The sequence below is a fragment of the Streptomyces nojiriensis genome (assembly GCF_017639205.1).
GTDB lineage: Bacteria > Actinomycetota > Actinomycetes > Streptomycetales > Streptomycetaceae > Streptomyces > Streptomyces nojiriensis.
This window is the reverse complement of record NZ_CP071139.1, coordinates 8,957,109-8,972,343: the sequence shown is the minus strand read 5'-3', so window position 1 is coordinate 8,972,343 and position 15,235 is coordinate 8,957,109. Positions and strand designations below refer to the sequence as shown.

The following is a 15,235-nucleotide window of genomic DNA, read 5'->3' as shown; positions in this document are numbered from 1 at the left end:
GGGCTCGCCGCCGCTCACCTCCTGGGCCGACTCCGGTGCGCTGCGCGGGAATGGTCCTGCAGATCAGGTTTCGCGCGCAGTGTTCCTGGCGATGTACTTCCACCATGGGCTTATCACCGGTTGCCGGTCATCCTGCTGTCGCTGTCTTCCGAGAGCCTCGCGGCGGGCGGCCCGTCCCGGTGTTGGGTCCACAGGTCGATGCCGAGGCGAAGCGCACCGCGCGTGTACTGGCCGCGCTGTCGACCCATGCCGGACCTGTCGAGCGCACCCTCGCGCTGCGGCAAGCCGCCACTGCTGCAGGCGAGTTGGTGGCCGAGCTGGCCGATCTGGCTCCGGCCGTCGTCGGTGAGGGACTGCCGGCGGAGTCGACCAGCCAGTCGTTCTTCCGGGTCCGTGAGGGGGAGCTGTCGGATCAGCAGGCTGCCCTGCACGGTGTCCTCGTCATCCACCGTGGTCTGGAAGATCTGTGCGATGCTCCGCTGTCGGGTTCCGACCTGGCGCTGGAGGTGGCCGGGATGCGGCGGTCGGTGCTCGATCTCACCGGCGCAGCGCCGGGCGCAGGCCATGGCTCCGTCCCGCCGGTGGCCGTCCCCGAGGCCGGTGCGGGATCGTCGTTGGAGAGTGTGTGGAGTGCTCGGTGGCTCATCGGCCACCAGGTCCATGTCCTGTTCAACGTCTGCGCCGCAGTCGCCGTGGCCGACGCCGCCCACCATCTGCGGCTCGGCGACGGCGATGCCGCGCTCACGCGGCTGGCCGATGCGACGGTGTATGTGCGCGGCTTCCCGGCGGCGATGGCTCACGCCAGTACGATCCCGGCCGACTACTACATGGCGGCGATACGCCACACCATGGCGCCTCCTTCGGTGGACGTCCCGTTGAGCGGGCGCCAGCATCGCGGATACAAGCTGTTCCGGGCGGCGATGAAGGACCTGCTGTCCGTGGTTCCGGACTCCTACGAGCACTTGGCGGCCCGCGCCCCGGAGCTGGCCGAGGCACGGGGCGCGCTCCTGGAAGCCGACATCGTGGACGGTGAACGGCACGTCACCCTGGCGTACTCGATGGTGCATCTGCGTCGTTCCATCGCTCAGAAGCCCGAGGGCCCCGACAACGCGGTCGCCGAACTGCGGCTGATGCGGCATCGCCGCGCGGCGCAGTACGCCTCACTGATCCGATTCGGGGACCACTACATCGCCGACGCCGTGGCCGGCCTGCGCCACTCGTGAGTCCGCGCGTCCGCCGCCCACGCACCCGGCAGGAGACCCCGATGCCCGAGACGACGCCCGACACCACCCGAAGCTCTGCCGTCGCCGCCGACCGGGCGCTCGGCCCGGCCGATGCCGGCGCGTGCGAGCGGGTGGCCCGCACCCTGTGCAGCCGCGGGCACGACCAGGTCGACAGCGCCGAGTGGGTGGCGCGGGCCCGGGACGCCTGGGAAGACCTTCCGCTACCGCTGCGCCGTGAGGTGCGCCGGTTCCGAAGGCATTCCGGCCCGCACGGCACCTTGGTGATCGGCGGCCTGCCCGTCGATCAGGCGGCCTTGCCCCCGACACCGACCGTACCCGGCTCGGTCCAGCGGCGGGCCACCATCTCGGCCGCGGTGCTCACCATGGTGGCATGCGGGCTCGGCGAGCCCCTCGCCTACCTGGCCGAGAAATCCGGCGCCCTCGTGCAGGACGTCGTACCCGTCCCCGGGCAGGAGACCTTCCACGGCAACGCCGGATCGGTGCCACTGTCCTTCCACACCGAGAACGGCTTCCACCCCCACCCACCCGACTATGTGGTCTTCCTGTGCCTGCGCGCCGACCACGACCGACGCGCAGGCATGCGCATCGCCGGCATCCGCCAGGCACTGCCGCACCTCACCCTAGCCAGCCGTCAGACCCTGTTCGAACCGGAGTTCATCACCACACCACCACCCTCCTTCAGCCCCGACGCCGCCAGTGAGCCGGGCCGCAAGCCCCGAGCGGTGCTCTCCGGGGCAGTCGAGGATCCCGACATACGCATGGCCCAACTCGTCACTGCTCCCCTCACCCCCCGGGCCGCCGCGGCACTGACCGAATTCGGCCGCGCCTGCGAGGCGAGTGCCCGCACCCTGCGTCTGACACCCGGCGACCTGGTCGTCATCGACAACCGCGTCACCGTCCACGGCCGGACCGCCTTCCACCCTCGATACGACGGAGCAGACCGCTGGCTGCAACGCACCTACGTCACCACCGACCTGCGCCGCTCCCGCGACCACCGCCCCCACGACGGCCACGTACTCGCCCGCTGACCAGGCACATCTGCACCGTCGCCGTGTCGCCGAGGAGAACGCCCCAACGGGAGGATCAGGTGGTTGGCCGTAGGGCAGTCGGACCCTTGTGCCGCCGGGAAGCACCTGCCGGCTTGATGTGCGCGTACGCGGGCAGCGTATTCGGGCTGGTCTGCTCTGCTGTGTGAGTGGGCTGAGACGCGGTGGGCGGGCTCGCGGGGCGCACGCGGTGCATCTCTTTGATCATCTCCAGCTCGTCTTCATCGAAGGCAACCGAAGCGCCGATCTTCTGGTGCGGCAACCGTGACAGGTTGTCTCGGAGATGGCTCGGACGGCATCGAAGGATCTCAGCAGCCTCATCAACGCTGTAGTTCTGCACGAGTAACCAACGTCTGCGAACTGCCGGGGTTTGGCGTCCTCGATCTCCTCCGGCGGCAGCCGGTGATGTCGAGCCGCAGCCCGTCCAGCGGCCCGCCGAGCAGGACGGCGTACGTCTGGTGCGGCAGCGGGCCCGGGTTAGTGGCGTCGTGGTCGTGGCCGTGCACCCGGCCTCTCAGCAGCTCCTCGTCATCGGCGTTCATCCGACCAGGCTCCCGGCCACCACCGACAGCGTGAGGCCAGCGGCGCCCGGCCCCGTCCCGCCTCTCCCGTACGCGGGCGTCAGGCGCAGGGCAGACGGGCGGTGACGGGCCAGTCGATGCGCACCCCGCGGCGGATCAGCGCGGTGATGCTGCCGACCTGGCATGTGGGCGGCTGCTCCTGGGTGAAGCGACGCAGCGCCCGGTGCACGCCGTCGCGCAATTGGCCGTCGGTCATCGTGGGCGCCTGCTCCTGCAGTTCGTCGAGAAGATGCCCGGCGCGGGCAGCACGGGACAGTGCGGCGTCGGCGAGCGGTCCTTCGCCGAAGCCGTTGCGTACGGACATGCCGGGCTCGATGAAGGTCATGGTGACGGTCCTCTCCAGCCCGGCCGCGCGTAGGCTCCCGGGTGGAGACGTGGTCGCGGGACCGAGCGAGCGGGAGCGTAGAGCACCGACTTCGTTAGCGTCGCGTCGTGGCCGCCGGCCCCGGGCAGTGACGAGGACCTCTCCCCCACGGCTATCGCGTGGGAAGGAGGTGTCGTCGGCGCGAACAGGCTTGCCCAGTAGGGCTGACCAGGGACAACGGGCCGTGTCCGGCTTGCCGGGCTCCCACTCCCGGTCACACCCTCGGTCCCCCGCCGCGAGCAACCTTCCAGGCAACCCTTCAGCCCCCTTCCGGTGCAACCCTCTCCGCGGGGTGCCGTAGGCCGGGGAAGGCGCGGCGTTGGCCAGGCCGGCACCCACCTCCAGGCCGCCCACCGCTCGGCCTGCGCAAGGATCCCGGAGCGTTCGGCGAGCATCGCCAGGACCTCGCCGCGGGCCGCGTCGACGGCCTGGTGCTCGGTGTCGGAGACGATGCCGAGCCGCCGCACGTGGGCGTACTCGTCTTCGTCCTTACACTCCCAGCGGCTGAGGTCGGGCGTGACCACCAGGTGCACGGTGAGGTCGAGGGTGTCGAACCCGTCTGCGGTACGGCGGCTAGGGTGCTCGAAGTTGACATATCAGTTCCGCAGCCAGCGCCTGTCCCCGTCGGGCGTGTAGAAGGCGTTGATGCTGAACATGGCCGTGGGCGGCTTCCACAGCAGCAGGTCGGTCTCCTGCCACACCGCGCCCGCAAGCTCCCACCGGTCGGCCGCCATCGCTTCGAACGCCTCCATGCGCGCACCGACCGGTCCCCCTCCGCGCGGGCCTGCGCGTACAGGGCGGGCCAGCGGGCCTGTGCTCCGGGCGCGCAGGCGGTCACCAGCGCCTCGCCGGTGTCGTAGACGACCCGCAGTGCCTCCTCGCTCCACACCCGGCCCGATCGGTGCACGTCACGCCGTACGACCGCTTGGCCCGTCCCGAAACCACGCACCGTGCCCTCCTCCTGTTTGGGGCCTTGCTGTCCGGCCCGGCTTGCCGACCTCAGCCCGTCCCGGCCGGGGTGGGCAAGCCGCCGTCCGGGGGTGGCTTGCCCAGCCGAGCCTTCGGCTTGCCCGCCCGACAGAGCGGTCTCCGGGGCAGGCGTGACCGATTTCTCGGTCCATCGGTCAAACCGCACGTCAGCGGCGTGACCGATCCATGCAACTCACCCGCCGACCGATCACCGGCCCTCGGTCAGCCGCAGCCTCACCGGGCAACTCGGACGAGGCACGGGCGTAGGCCGCGCGGACGGTACGGATCGCGTCCTTGTCCGGATCGGTCTCGGTGTCGATCGTGAATCTCAACGCCCACCCCTCGCACTCAGCGCACAGTGGCCGGAGGCTACCCGGCGTGCACTGCCGCAATGGGGTGTTCCCGGGAGTGGGCAAGCCCAAGGGGACCCTGGGCAAGCTGTCTGGACCGGTGGCTTGCCCACCCTGGCCGGAGCACGCCGGGCGGGGGCGGCGTCGATCACGTCCCCGCCCCGGGTCTCTTTAAGCTCATACAACGTCCACCGATGCCACCGAAGTTGATACCGGATCGTGTTGACGTGTGGTTCGTGCCAGTGGGCTTGTTCCTGCTACGGTCGCCCGTTTGCCGAGGAGGTCGTGATGACTGGATCCCCACCCGTTGCCGCCCAGGTGGACCTGCGCCAGCAGCCAGTGGAAGACGTGCTGGAACGGGTGGAGCAGGCCCTGCACGTACGGCTGGACCGGCAGGCACTGGTTCGCAGGCGCCGTTCCTTGGGCGGCCGTACGGACCGGGGCACCTGGGTGCGTATCGAGCGCCGGGGATTCGAGCAGATCGGCCCGCAGGGCTGGAACGGGACCGAGGCCGCAGCCGTGCTGCAAGGGGTCGCAATGCCCGAGTGGTACCAAGGCGTCGCATGGCGCGAACAGGGCGAGCCGGTCATGTGGCGTGCTGATGAGCTGGAGTTGATGACGTCACCGTCTGTCGCAAGGAGCGCCCTGGTGCTCGATGACCCGGGCCTTCCGGATGCATGGTGGGAGGTTCTGAATGCTTCTCTGGACGCGCTTGCCGCACAGCGGACGCCGCGGATCGCGGCCCCGGACACGGTGACGATCACGCAGGAGCAGGTGACACAGATCCTCGGGGAGTCCTTCCCCGGGCTCGCCGACACGCGAATCGAGCGATGGGCTCCGGCTCATGCGGACCTGACCTGGGCCAACGTGATGGGACCGGAGTTCTCCGTTATCGACTGGGAGGACTGGGGCATGGCACCCCGAGGCCTGGACGCCGCAACGCTGTGGGGCAACGCGCTTGCCGTCCCGCCGCTCGCGGACCGCGTCCAGCAGGAGCGACGCGCGGACTTCGAGAGCCGGGACGGCAAGCTGATGTCGCTCTTCTTTCTCTCGAAGATCGTCGGATCCCTCTCCTACGAGGGAGATCCGCTGCTGGCGCCGGCTCGAAAGGAGGCCAAGCGTTTGGTGGGCGAGCTTCAACACACCCCGGACAGGTGAAGGTCAGCCGCACGCCTGCGCCGATCTACGGACAGACGAACTGATCACCGCCCACGCTTTGGGCAGTCCCTGCCTCCACCGGCCCTCGCCTACGGCTCAGTTCCTGTATCAAGTGGAGGTTGCCGCTGTGCCGGAGAAGGTCACGAAGGAAAAGGTCCTCGTCTACGTCGTCCGTGACGGGCGCCTGCTGGTGTTCCGCCACACCGACTACTCGTACGAGGAGGTCGGCATCCAAGTGCCCGCAGGCAGCATCCGCCCCGGTGAGACCCCGGAAGCCGCCGCCCTGCGCGAGGCCCGCGAGGAGACCGGCCTGTCGGAATTCAAGATCGTCCGCAAGCTCGGCGAGACCGAGTACGACATCAGCCCGTACCGGTTCGAGATCCAGCACCGGCACGTCTTCCATCTGGAGCTCGCCGAGCCGACGCCGGAGCGGTGGATGAGCCAGGAGGACCACGACGGTGAGCAGGAGCCGACCTACTTCGAGTGCTTCTGGGTCCCGCTGGAGGCCGCGCACATTCTCCAGTCCGGCCAAGGCGCGCTGCTGGCACGTCTGTCCGACTAACCACTGAACGGGGAGCCGGAAGTACTCGCAGCAACCAGCTGCCGCAGCCGGGGCACACCGTAGGTGCCGTCGGGGCCGACGCACCTCGGCGTTGGTCCCGACGGCAAGTCCACAAAGACAGACGGCTACTTCGCAGCCTCTGCTTGAAGGGCGCCTGCGCCGATGGCGCCCCGGAGGACGTGGGCGATCTCCTCGGGCTTGAGGTCGATGCGGTCGAGCGCCTCCACGGTCAGCGGGATCTCCTCCAGCGCGTACTCGCCGCGGCCCTCGGCGCTGAACTCGGGCCCGGTGCGGTCCTCGAAGGACCAGGTGGCGATGCGGGCGAGGTAGAAGAGCTGACGCTCGTCCTCGGACTCCATCGTGTGCAGGCGTCGGACGATGTCGGCCTTCCCCGCAATCTCCTCGTGGATCTCCCGGTGAAGGGCGGCCTCCCGCGACTCGTCGCTGGGTTCGACGCCGCCGCCGGGCAGGACCCAGTACACGGGGATGCCGGGCTTGGTGCGACGGATGACCAGCATCGTGTCGTCAGCGGTGACGAGGACGGCTCGGACTCGTTCGATCATTTCGGTCTGTCTCCTTGCTTGTTGACGGTCTCAGTGCAGCAGCCAGCCGCCGTCGACGTGGACGGATGGCCGGGTGATGAACGACGCGGAGGGGCCCCACGAGGAACGCGACCAGGGCCGCGACGTCTTCGGGTCGGCCACGGCGCGGGACGCATTGGCGCTTGATCTTGCCCTCCGGCCGTGCACTTCCAACGGGTAGCGCCAACGGTAAGGTTGATGCGCTCTGTGTTGACGGACGGATCGCCAGCGGCTCTTCTTCTGCTACGTTCATCCGTTCGCCAAGGAGGTCGTGATGACTGGTTCCCTGCCCGTTGCTGCCCAGGTGGATCTGCGTCGTCAGCCGGTGGATGACGTGCTGGAGCGCGTGGAAGCAGCCCTGCAGGTGGAATTGGATCGGCAGGCTCTGGTACGCAAGCGTCGTTCCTTGGGCGGTCGTACGGAGCGGGGTACGTGGGTGCGCATCGAGCGGCGGGGATTCGAGCGGATCGGCGCGCAGGGCTGGAACGGGACCGAGGCGGCCGCTGTACTGCAAGGGGTCGCGATGCCCGAGTGGTACCAGGGCGTGGCGTGGCGCGAGCCAGGCGAGCCGGTGATGTGGCGCGCCGATGAGCTGGAGCTGATCGCGTCGCCTTCGGTCGGCAAGGCTGCCCTGGTGCTCGAAGACCCGGGCCTGCCCGATGCGTGGTGGGAGGCGCTGAATGCTTCGCTGGACGCGCTTGCCGCACAGCGGACTCCGCGGATCGCGACTCCGGACACGGCGACGATCACGCAGGAGCACGTGACACAGAACCTCGGGGAGGTCTTCCCCGGCGTCGCCGATACGCGGATCGAGCGGTGGACGCCGGCGCATGCGGATCTGACCTGGGCCAACGTTATGGGGCCGGAGTTCTCCATCATCGACTGGGAGGACTGGGGCATGGCGCCCCGGGGCCTGGACGCCGCAACGCTGTGGGGCAACGCGCTGGCCGTCCCAGCGCTCGCGGACCGCGTCCACCAGGAGCGACGTGCGGACCTCGAGAGCCGGGACGGCAGGCTGATGTCGCTGTTCTTCCTGTCAAAGATCGTCGGACCCTGCGCGTACGAAGAGGATCCGCTGCTGACCCCTGCCCAGAAGGAGGCCGAGCGCCTGGTGGCCGAGCTTCAACTCTGACGAGGTGAGTGAAGGCACAGAGGTACTGACTGACAGTGGCAGCGCTTACCTCGGCACCCAGCCGGGCCCGGAAGAAGGCTCTGGCTGGCATACGGACCCGGGGGATTCCTCATTTCGGGGGCTCCCGGGACTTCTACGCCGCCGAGGTCAACCCTCAGGTCCCTCCCAGCTGCTGGGCATCGACGAGTGGTGTTCCACCGGCTTCTCCGTACCCAGCGCCGCCCAGATGAGGAAGGCGCAAGCACCCGCCCCCAGCAGACCTATCGGAATCAGCACAGCGAGCAGCCATTCAAGCATGACGTCCCCCAGACACCTTGACCGCATCCTGCCTAGCCAGCATAGAAGCCACCGCTGACACCGCCTCGGTACGAGTCACAGCCTCGTCGACGGGGCTTCTGCATGGTGAGATCCCTTGGCCAAGGCCCACCGTCTGCCTCGCCACGGCGGTACCTTCGCGTCAGAAGCGGTCACAGATCGGGGTGGTGGGTGTGAGCGGGTACATCGAAGAGCAGGAGCGGATCGGGCAGCGGGTCCGACGTCAGAGGCTCTCGGTCGGGATGACTCAGGCCGACCTCGCCGCCGCGCTCGGGCGCACCCAGGGATGGGTGTCCAAGCTGGAGAAGGGCCGGATCGAGCTGGACCGGGCCGGTCTGATCAACGCGGTGGCCGCCGCCCTGCACTGCCACCCGAACTCCCTGATCGAGCGCCCCTACACAGGCGGCGGAGCCGAGACCAAATGGCAGGTCTCGGCGGCCTCCATTCTGCGCGAGCTGCGTCGCTACGACCTCGCCCCCGTTTTCGACGGCACCCCCCGCCCGTCCGAGGTGCTGTGGCACGACATGAAGCGCCTGCTCCGCCTGCGTGACGCGGCGGCGAACGGCGCCGTCCTGAGCGAGCTGCCGGACATCCTGCGCGAGGCCCGGACCCTCGCCGAGGTATCGACCGGCCACGAACGTGAAGAAGCCTTCGCGATCTACTCGGTGGCTTGCAAGTTCGCCCACACCGCCGCCCACGCGCTCGGACATCCCGAGCTTGTCGCCATGGCCTGCGAACGCGCCACTTGGTCCGCGCAGTTCTCCGGCGACCCGGTCATGCCGGCGATGGCGCTGTGGATGCGGATGTGGGACACCTGGGCCTCGGCCGACTGGGACGACGCCCTCGCCCTTGGCGACAAGGCCCTTGCCGGCATCGAGGCGGAGTACGAAGCCGGCGACCCTCTCGCCCTGCGCATGTGGGGCGCCCTCCACCTACGGGCCGCGATCTCCTCCGCGCGCAGCGGCAACGCTGCCGGGTCCGATGAACGCCTCGCCTTGGCCCGTACGGCTGGAGAGCGGGTCAACGCCTATGTAGGGCCGGAGATCCACGATCGGCACTCGGTCACGTTCAGCCTCGGCAACGTCATCATCCACAGCGTCAGCGCCGCCCTGGAGATGAGCGACCAGACGAAGGCCCTGCGGCTCAACCGCGAGGCGGACCCCGCGCACATCGCGGTCCTGCCGAACTCCCGGCTCGGTCACCATCACATGGACCTCGCCCGCGCGTGGCTGTGGGACGGCAACCGCGACCAGGCCCTGACCGAGCTGGAGACAGCCGAGCACATCGCCCCGCAACTGGTCCGCAACCACCCCGTCGCGCGGGCGACCTTGCGGAAGATCGTCTACGCCGAGCGGGTCGCTACCCGCCAGCTTCTGCGTGGCATGACCGGGCGTTTTTCGCTGGACTGATCTGCGGGTATTCCGCGGAATCATATTCGTGCGTAGCGGGATGCATACGGTCCGCTACATGACCTCGACCCGTCGCACTGACCATGACCGCGTACGACAGCAGGCGGACGACTCCGATCCCCGCTGGCCCCTACGCGGCGATCTCGCGTACGACACCGCAACCTCTCGCACGGGTGTGGTGATAGACGTCCCCGGGGACACCGGCACCACGGTCTGCCGCCTGTGCCCCGAGGGCGGAGGTGAGCGTGGCTGGACCGCCTCCCTCGACACCCTCATGCCCACGGAGGACGCGCCCGCCCCGCTGCCTCACAGGACCCCCGGAAGCACGGTGCAGAACCTGCCGAAGTACGCCCCCTGGGACGCCCCCTTCGGCACCCCCGACCCCAGCTCCTCCCTGCGGGTCCGCGCCGAGCGCGGCATGGAGCGATTCCTGAGGTCGACCAGTCCGGACGGTGCGGCATGAACAGCCGCCCCTCCTGGCTCTGCGAGGGCGCCCGCGTCCTGGACCCCGCCAAGGACCGCGAAGGGATCGTCCAGTTCATCGGCCAGTGGGAAGACCCCCAGACCCGTCGTGTCATCCCCGAAGCCGTGTTCCTGCGCCCCGAAGGGGGCGGTGTCGAGTGGGTCGTCTCCGACCATCAGGCGCTCCGCCAAGCCGACGTCCGCTGAACCTGCCCGGCACATCGCACAGCAGCGCCGCCCCAGCCGGGGCGCGCCACTCGGACCCGATCGAGAGGAGCACGACACGATGCAGAGTGCATTACGGCTCGCGGCCAGGCCCCGGTCTGTGATCATGCAGCCGACCACGAAGTGCCTGCCCATGGACTGCACGTACTGCTACCTGCCGTTCCGCAAGATGAACCACTTGATGCCGGTAACGGTTGCCGAGGCTGTGGCCACGTCCGTCAATCCGTGGGCAGCCGACGGTCCGGCGTTCGAGGTCGTGTGGCACGGCGGGGAGCCGTTGGCCACCGGCCGTGAGCACCTGGCCGCGCTCATGTCCCCCTTCAAGGGCGCGAGGCACAGTGTCCAGACGAACTCGGCTCTGGTGGATGACGCCTGGTGCGAGTTCCTGCTGGAGCGCGAAGTGAACGTCGGCGTCAGCGTCGACGGCCCCCAGGACATGAACACCCACCGCGTCACCCTCGCCGGCCACCCCGGATTCCGCGTCACCATGCGAGGCATCGAGCGCCTGCGCCACCACGGCATCCCGTTCTCCGCCATCGCGGTCGTCTCCGACCCGGCCCCCGAGAACGCGGCCCGCTTCTACGACTTCTTCGCCGAGCTGGGCGTCACCACCCTCGGCGTCAACGTCGAAGAGGAAGAGGGGGTCAACCGCGGAACCAAGGACTCCGACCCCATGCGTGCGACCGAGTTCTGGGCCGCCCTCGCGGACGCCTGGCGGGCCAATCCCGTCATCCGGCTGCGGGAGATCCAGCGCGTGCTCAACTTTGCCGGTGCCGTTCTCGGCAGCCACGACACCGCCCCCACGCCAACCTCTGCGCCTTGGGATCCGATGCCCACCATCGCCTACGACGGTGGCGTGGTCATGCTCTCCCCAGAGCTGGCGGGGTTCGCGGACGCCCGGTTCGGTGATTTCACCACCGGCAACGTGCTGAGGGAGGACCTGGACGTCCTGGTGGCCGAGGCCGAGGAACGCACCACCTGGATCCCCGAGTTCTGGCTGGGCGAGGACGCGTGCCGTGCCACCTGCCCCGCCTTCGCATTCTGCGGGGGCGCCCACGCCGCGAACCGTTACTTCGAGCACGCCGGCCGGTTCGACGGGACCAGGACCCGATACTGCACCACCGCCAAGATCGCCCTACTCGAAGGAGTCACGCGACATGTCCGTTCACACGCCCACTGACGCCGCCAGGCTCGTGATGGACTCGGCGGAGGGACACCCACCACCCGCACCGTGCCGACGCGCCTGCCGACGACTCTTGCCCTGCCCGCGCCCGCCACTTCGGCGTCACCTCACGCGACGAACTGCTACGCCATCGCGCCGACATCCAGTACGACGACCTCTACGACGACTACGGCGTCGAGGTGACCCGCTACCCGGCGGGCTGGTCGGTCGCCGCCGCCCGGGCCGCGATCACCGCCGACACCGCCCTCCCACAGCCCTTTCTCGCTCCTGCGTGAGGTGGCTGCAGCGGGCGTACCCGATGCGGATGTCCGCGCCCGGGATGTCCGTCTCGGGGGCGGCCGACGGCGGGGTGCCGGGCCTCCAGAGCCGGCCTGGGCCGCGGTCGGCCGGGGTCGGCACCCGCGGCAGCTTGGCGAGCCGGGCCACCTTCTTGCACCAGCCGGGGTGGTAGATCCCGGCGACCGCGCCCGCGCGCGAGCGGCAGGGCGAGCCGGGCTGGACGCCGCAGCGCGGGCAGTCATGGCGCTCGGCATCGTCCGCATCGCTCTCGGTAGTGTCCTGAGGGTCCGGCACGCCCGAAATCCGCTCGCAAACCATTCCCGGAACAGAGACCCGGCACCGCTTGAGTGAGAGAGTTCCGAGAACCGATCGGGCGTCCGGGCGGCCTCCGGCGACCGCTTCCGATGTTGCTCCCGGAAAGGGTCGTTCTCGAGAAAGCGTGATGCCGGACGTCACGCGTTCGACGGCGCGGGGCGCATTCCTTCGAACAGGGTGTCAAGGTAGCGGTGGGCGGTTTCGGTCTTGTCGGTGGGTGTGCCGCCGTGGACGTTCACGGCGTGGGCGATGCCGCACATGAGCGGGACCAGGTCGCGGGCGGCGAGGTCCGGGCGGACGGCTTCCGCAGCGTGGGCCCGGTCGAGGAGCGTGGTGCCGGCCGATGCGAGTGACTCTTTGAGTTCCGTGGTCCGCGGCAGGGCGTCCACGGCGGCGGCGGCGACCGGGGGCAGGGCGGCGTCGGTGAGCTGTGCTTGGAGGACGCGGGACAGGAAGCTCTCCAGTGCCCGCCGGGGGTCGGCGTCGGCCAGGGCTTGCTCGCCGTGCGCGGCGAGGGCTTCGAGGCAGGGGGCGGCGACGGTCTCGAGCAGTGCCTCGGGGGTGGGGAAGTGCCGGTAGACGGTGGCGACCCCGAGGCCGGCCCGGCGTGCGATGTCGTTGAGCTGCAGGGGGGTGCCCTCGTCGACCAGGCCGCGGGCGATCGCGACGATCCGCTCCCAGTTGCGGGCGGCGTCCTTGCGCAGCGGTGTGGTCGTCATGGGGGAAGTATCCAGGTTGCTCGTCTTGGTTCGCGGGCTGGTCAGATGATCATATGTTGGTGCTCCCGGGTAGGCGGTGGCTCCGGGTGGTGTGCGGGCTGGCTGGCCCGCCCACCGGAGGTGGGTCAGCGGGTGTCGTACTGCTTGGCGAGGAAGCCGGTGATGGTCTCCAGCCATTGCTTCGGCTGTTCCAGGAACGGCAGGTGCCCGGTGGCAAGTTCTGCGGTCTGCGCGCCCGGGATGGCGGCGGCCAGTTCGTACTGGAGGGCGGCCGGTATCAGGGGGTCGTCGGTGGTCACGACGACAAGGGTCGGTGCGGTGATGGCGGCGAGGCCGTCGCGGATGTCGGTCCGGCGGACGAGGCCGACCTGGTCCGAGGTGCCGGGCGGGAGTTGGGAGGCGGTCTGCTCGGCGGCCGCGTGCACCTGGGCGGGTGTGAGGGAGTTCAGCACCGGGGCGCTGAGGGTCAGCTGGGCCAGGTACTGGGCGAGGATGAGGTGCTGTCCGGCGTCGTAGAGCTGCTGCCAGATCGCGGCGGCCAGCTCGGTGCGGGTGTCCAGGCGGGCGAAGGCCGCACTCAGCACCAGTGCGGTGATCCGCTGCGGGTGGCGCGCGGCGACGCGGAGGGCGACCGAGCCGCCCAGCGAGTACCCGCAGACGGCGAAGGTGTCGAGCCCTTCTGCGTCCGCTGCGGCGACGAGCTGGTCCGCCAGGTCGTCGAGCTCCAGGGGCGCGGCGGGGGCCGGGGTGGTGCCCGAGCCGGGGTAGTCGACGCCGATGACGGTGTGCCGGGCGGCGAGACCGTCCATGATCGGCCCGAAGTTGGCCGCGATGCCGCCGCCTGCGCCATGGGCGAGGAGGAGGCCTGGGCCGGAGCCGTGCACGGTGTGGGCGTAGGGAGCTGGGATTGCGTTGGTCATGATGGTGTCCTCATGCGGGAGAGGCGAATGTGCGCGGCGGCGGTGGCGGGCGGGGCTGGTCGTGCGGTCGGCATCGGGCCTGGGCTCATCTGCGGTGCTCATGTGTCCGCTCGGGCGGCCACGGGTGCGTGGGTCTGGCTGAGCCGGCGCACGGCGTCGGCGACGCGAGGGTCGGTCGCGGCGCGGAACGGGGCGACGGGATCGGCCTGGGGGCCGATGACGAGGCCGGTCCGGCCGGTCAGCGCGGGGTCCGTTGCGGCGGTGATCGAGGGCCGGGCAGCCACGGATGCCGGGCCGGACGTGGAGCGTTCGAACCGGCGGCGCACCAGCGGCCACAACAGCCGCAACGGCGGGGAGACGATCTTCGGGTCGGCCAGGGTGCCGTTGGTCATGTCGGTCGCTGCGCCACCGGGATCGGCGGCGAAGACCGACACGCCCGTTCCCTCCAGCCGCCCCGCCAGGTCGAGCGTGTAGGCGAGGTTGGCGAGCTTGGCACGCCCGTACCAGTGGAAGCCGTAGTAGCCGCCCGGCGGCTCGACAGCGTCGAACGCCCGTCTGGCGACGCCGACCGCGGCTGAGGTCACGTTCACGACCCGACTGGGCGCCCCGGCCGTGAGCGTGGGCAGCAGCAGCTCGGTCAGCAGGTACGGCGACAGGTGATTGACGACGAACGACGCCTCGACGCCGTCGATGTGCTGCCGCCGGGCGAACATCGCCCCGACGTTGTTGACCAGCACCGTCAACGGTTCTCCCGACGCGGTGTGCTCGGCGGAGATCGCTTCGGCCAACGCACGGACCTGATCGAGCGAGGCCAGGTCGGCAGAGAGGAACCGGCCGGGGTGTGCGGGTTGCTCCGCGTTGATCTGCTCGACCGCCCTGGCTCCGCGGTCGGCGTCGCGTCCGACCACGGTGACGGCGAATCCGGCAGCGGCCAACCCCAGTGCCGTCTCCAGGCCGATGCCACCCGTGCCGGCCGTGACCACGGCTGTCTTCGTCATGAGCCCCTCCACTCACATAATCGGATACATCATCCGGTTGAGCGGGACGATAGCACAAGCGGATGATGTATCCGATTGAGAGTTTCGATCGGCCACGGCTGTCGATCGCGAAGCGCCTCTGCTTCGCAATGCCGGGCAGGCAGCAGCACTTCGGTGACCGTCGACCGCTCTGCTGTGGTCGACGCCGCATCGGATACTCAGCGGGCCTCACGGGCGGGCGCCGGCCGTGAGCCATCCGGCCGGCGGTCGGGGATGATCACGGCCGGGTAGAGATCGAGCCGGTTGCTCACCTCCAGACACAAGGGCAAAGCGGCCGAACTCACGGCAACAGGACGTCACATCGGCAACAGAGAGCTACCTGTCACTTGGCCGGAGCTTCGCGAGAGCAGGGCCTACGAGGCGGACGTCGACCTGTCCGGGCCC

17 protein-coding genes and 1 pseudogene are annotated in these 15,235 nt (G+C 69.8%); 9 read left to right on the top strand and 9 right to left on the bottom strand.

Annotation, left to right across the window (positions count from 1 at the left end; all coding sequences use genetic code 11):
- Positions 1 to 179: 179 nt before the first annotated feature.
- Both JYK04_RS40610 and JYK04_RS40605 read left to right on the top strand, forming a co-directional pair.
- The gene (locus JYK04_RS40610) at positions 180 to 1,223 is read left to right on the top strand and encodes a hypothetical protein (protein WP_229876822.1); all 1,044 of its coding nucleotides are present in this window, start codon (positions 180 to 182) and stop codon (positions 1,221 to 1,223) included.
- 41 nt (positions 1,224 to 1,264) lie between these two features.
- The gene (locus tag JYK04_RS40605; protein WP_189746431.1) at positions 1,265 to 2,272 is read left to right on the top strand and encodes a TauD/TfdA family dioxygenase; all 1,008 of its coding nucleotides are present in this window, start codon (positions 1,265 to 1,267) and stop codon (positions 2,270 to 2,272) included.
- A 338-nt stretch (positions 2,273 to 2,610) separates the two neighbouring features.
- On the opposite strand, the gene JYK04_RS40600 is transcribed toward JYK04_RS40605, so the two are convergent.
- From JYK04_RS40600 to JYK04_RS41765, 4 genes and pseudogenes are all read right to left on the bottom strand, one after another.
- Positions 2,611 to 2,832, bottom strand: coding sequence for a hypothetical protein (locus JYK04_RS40600; RefSeq protein WP_189746511.1), 222 nt, complete (start codon positions 2,830 to 2,832; stop codon positions 2,611 to 2,613).
- A gap of 79 nt (positions 2,833 to 2,911) precedes the next feature.
- A complete protein-coding gene (locus tag JYK04_RS40595; RefSeq protein WP_189746429.1) occupies positions 2,912 to 3,196 on the bottom strand; it encodes a hypothetical protein in 285 nt (94 codons plus the stop codon).
- Positions 3,193 to 3,771 (bottom strand): annotated as a pseudogene (locus tag JYK04_RS42535) (hypothetical protein); the annotation flags it as partial. The pseudogene JYK04_RS42535 and the gene JYK04_RS40595, both read right to left, overlap by 4 nt.
- A 60-nt stretch (positions 3,772 to 3,831) precedes the next feature.
- Positions 3,832 to 3,987 carry a hypothetical protein gene (locus tag JYK04_RS41765; protein WP_229876812.1) on the bottom strand — a complete coding sequence of 52 codons (156 nt, stop codon included), beginning with the start codon at positions 3,985 to 3,987 and terminating at the stop codon, positions 3,832 to 3,834.
- A gap of 855 nt (positions 3,988 to 4,842) precedes the next feature.
- Between JYK04_RS41765 and JYK04_RS40585 the strand changes: the two genes are divergently transcribed.
- Together JYK04_RS40585 and JYK04_RS40580 are read left to right on the top strand one after the other, a co-directional pair.
- Positions 4,843 to 5,712: a hypothetical protein gene (locus JYK04_RS40585; RefSeq protein WP_189746427.1), complete on the top strand. Its 870-nt coding sequence runs from the start codon at positions 4,843 to 4,845 to the stop codon at positions 5,710 to 5,712.
- Positions 5,713 to 5,839: 127 nt separating this feature from the next.
- A complete protein-coding gene (locus tag JYK04_RS40580) occupies positions 5,840 to 6,274 on the top strand; it encodes an NUDIX hydrolase (RefSeq protein WP_189746425.1) in 435 nt (144 codons plus the stop codon).
- A 125-nt stretch (positions 6,275 to 6,399) separates the two neighbouring features.
- Here JYK04_RS40580 and JYK04_RS40575 read toward each other — a convergent pair whose 3' ends face one another.
- Positions 6,400 to 6,837 carry an NUDIX hydrolase gene (locus JYK04_RS40575; protein ID WP_189746423.1) on the bottom strand — a complete coding sequence of 146 codons (438 nt, stop codon included), beginning with the start codon at positions 6,835 to 6,837 and terminating at the stop codon, positions 6,400 to 6,402.
- 292 nt (positions 6,838 to 7,129) lie between these two features.
- On the opposite strand from JYK04_RS40575, the gene JYK04_RS40570 reads away from it, so the two are divergent.
- The 5 genes from JYK04_RS40570 (at position 7,130) to amcB (ending at position 11,578) form a co-directional block, all read left to right on the top strand.
- On the top strand, positions 7,130 to 7,987 hold the full coding sequence (locus JYK04_RS40570; RefSeq protein WP_189746421.1) for a hypothetical protein: 858 nt from the start codon (positions 7,130 to 7,132) through the stop codon (positions 7,985 to 7,987).
- Positions 7,988 to 8,475: 488 nt separating this feature from the next.
- Positions 8,476 to 9,711, top strand: coding sequence for a helix-turn-helix domain-containing protein (locus tag JYK04_RS40565; RefSeq protein ID WP_189746419.1), 1,236 nt, complete (start codon positions 8,476 to 8,478; stop codon positions 9,709 to 9,711).
- Positions 9,712 to 9,769: 58 nt separating this feature from the next.
- Complete coding sequence (locus tag JYK04_RS40560; protein WP_189746417.1) at positions 9,770 to 10,174, top strand: hypothetical protein; 405 nt, start codon at positions 9,770 to 9,772, stop codon at positions 10,172 to 10,174.
- Positions 10,171 to 10,380, top strand: a complete 210-nt coding sequence (locus JYK04_RS40555; RefSeq protein ID WP_189746415.1) for a hypothetical protein — start codon at positions 10,171 to 10,173, stop codon at positions 10,378 to 10,380. The genes JYK04_RS40560 and JYK04_RS40555 overlap by 4 nt, the downstream gene beginning before the upstream one ends.
- A 79-nt stretch (positions 10,381 to 10,459) precedes the next feature.
- Complete coding sequence (amcB, locus tag JYK04_RS40550; protein WP_189746413.1) at positions 10,460 to 11,578, top strand: cyclophane-forming radical SAM peptide maturase AmcB; 1,119 nt, start codon at positions 10,460 to 10,462, stop codon at positions 11,576 to 11,578.
- 231 nt (positions 11,579 to 11,809) lie between these two features.
- Here the strand turns inward: amcB and JYK04_RS40545 are convergent, their stop codons facing one another.
- The 4 genes from JYK04_RS40545 to JYK04_RS40530 all read right to left on the bottom strand — a co-directional run bounded on the left by JYK04_RS40545 (position 11,810) and on the right by JYK04_RS40530 (position 14,812).
- A complete protein-coding gene (locus tag JYK04_RS40545) occupies positions 11,810 to 12,154 on the bottom strand; it encodes a zinc finger domain-containing protein (RefSeq protein WP_189746411.1) in 345 nt (114 codons plus the stop codon).
- 158 nt (positions 12,155 to 12,312) lie between these two features.
- Positions 12,313 to 12,894, bottom strand: a complete 582-nt coding sequence (locus JYK04_RS40540; protein WP_189746409.1) for a TetR/AcrR family transcriptional regulator — start codon at positions 12,892 to 12,894, stop codon at positions 12,313 to 12,315.
- Positions 12,895 to 13,019: 125 nt separating this feature from the next.
- On the bottom strand, positions 13,020 to 13,814 hold the full coding sequence (locus JYK04_RS40535) for an alpha/beta fold hydrolase (RefSeq protein ID WP_189746407.1): 795 nt from the start codon (positions 13,812 to 13,814) through the stop codon (positions 13,020 to 13,022).
- Positions 13,815 to 13,912: 98 nt separating this feature from the next.
- Positions 13,913 to 14,812 carry an SDR family NAD(P)-dependent oxidoreductase gene (locus tag JYK04_RS40530; protein ID WP_189746405.1) on the bottom strand — a complete coding sequence of 300 codons (900 nt, stop codon included), beginning with the start codon at positions 14,810 to 14,812 and terminating at the stop codon, positions 13,913 to 13,915.
- Positions 14,813 to 15,235 lie beyond the last annotated feature (423 nt).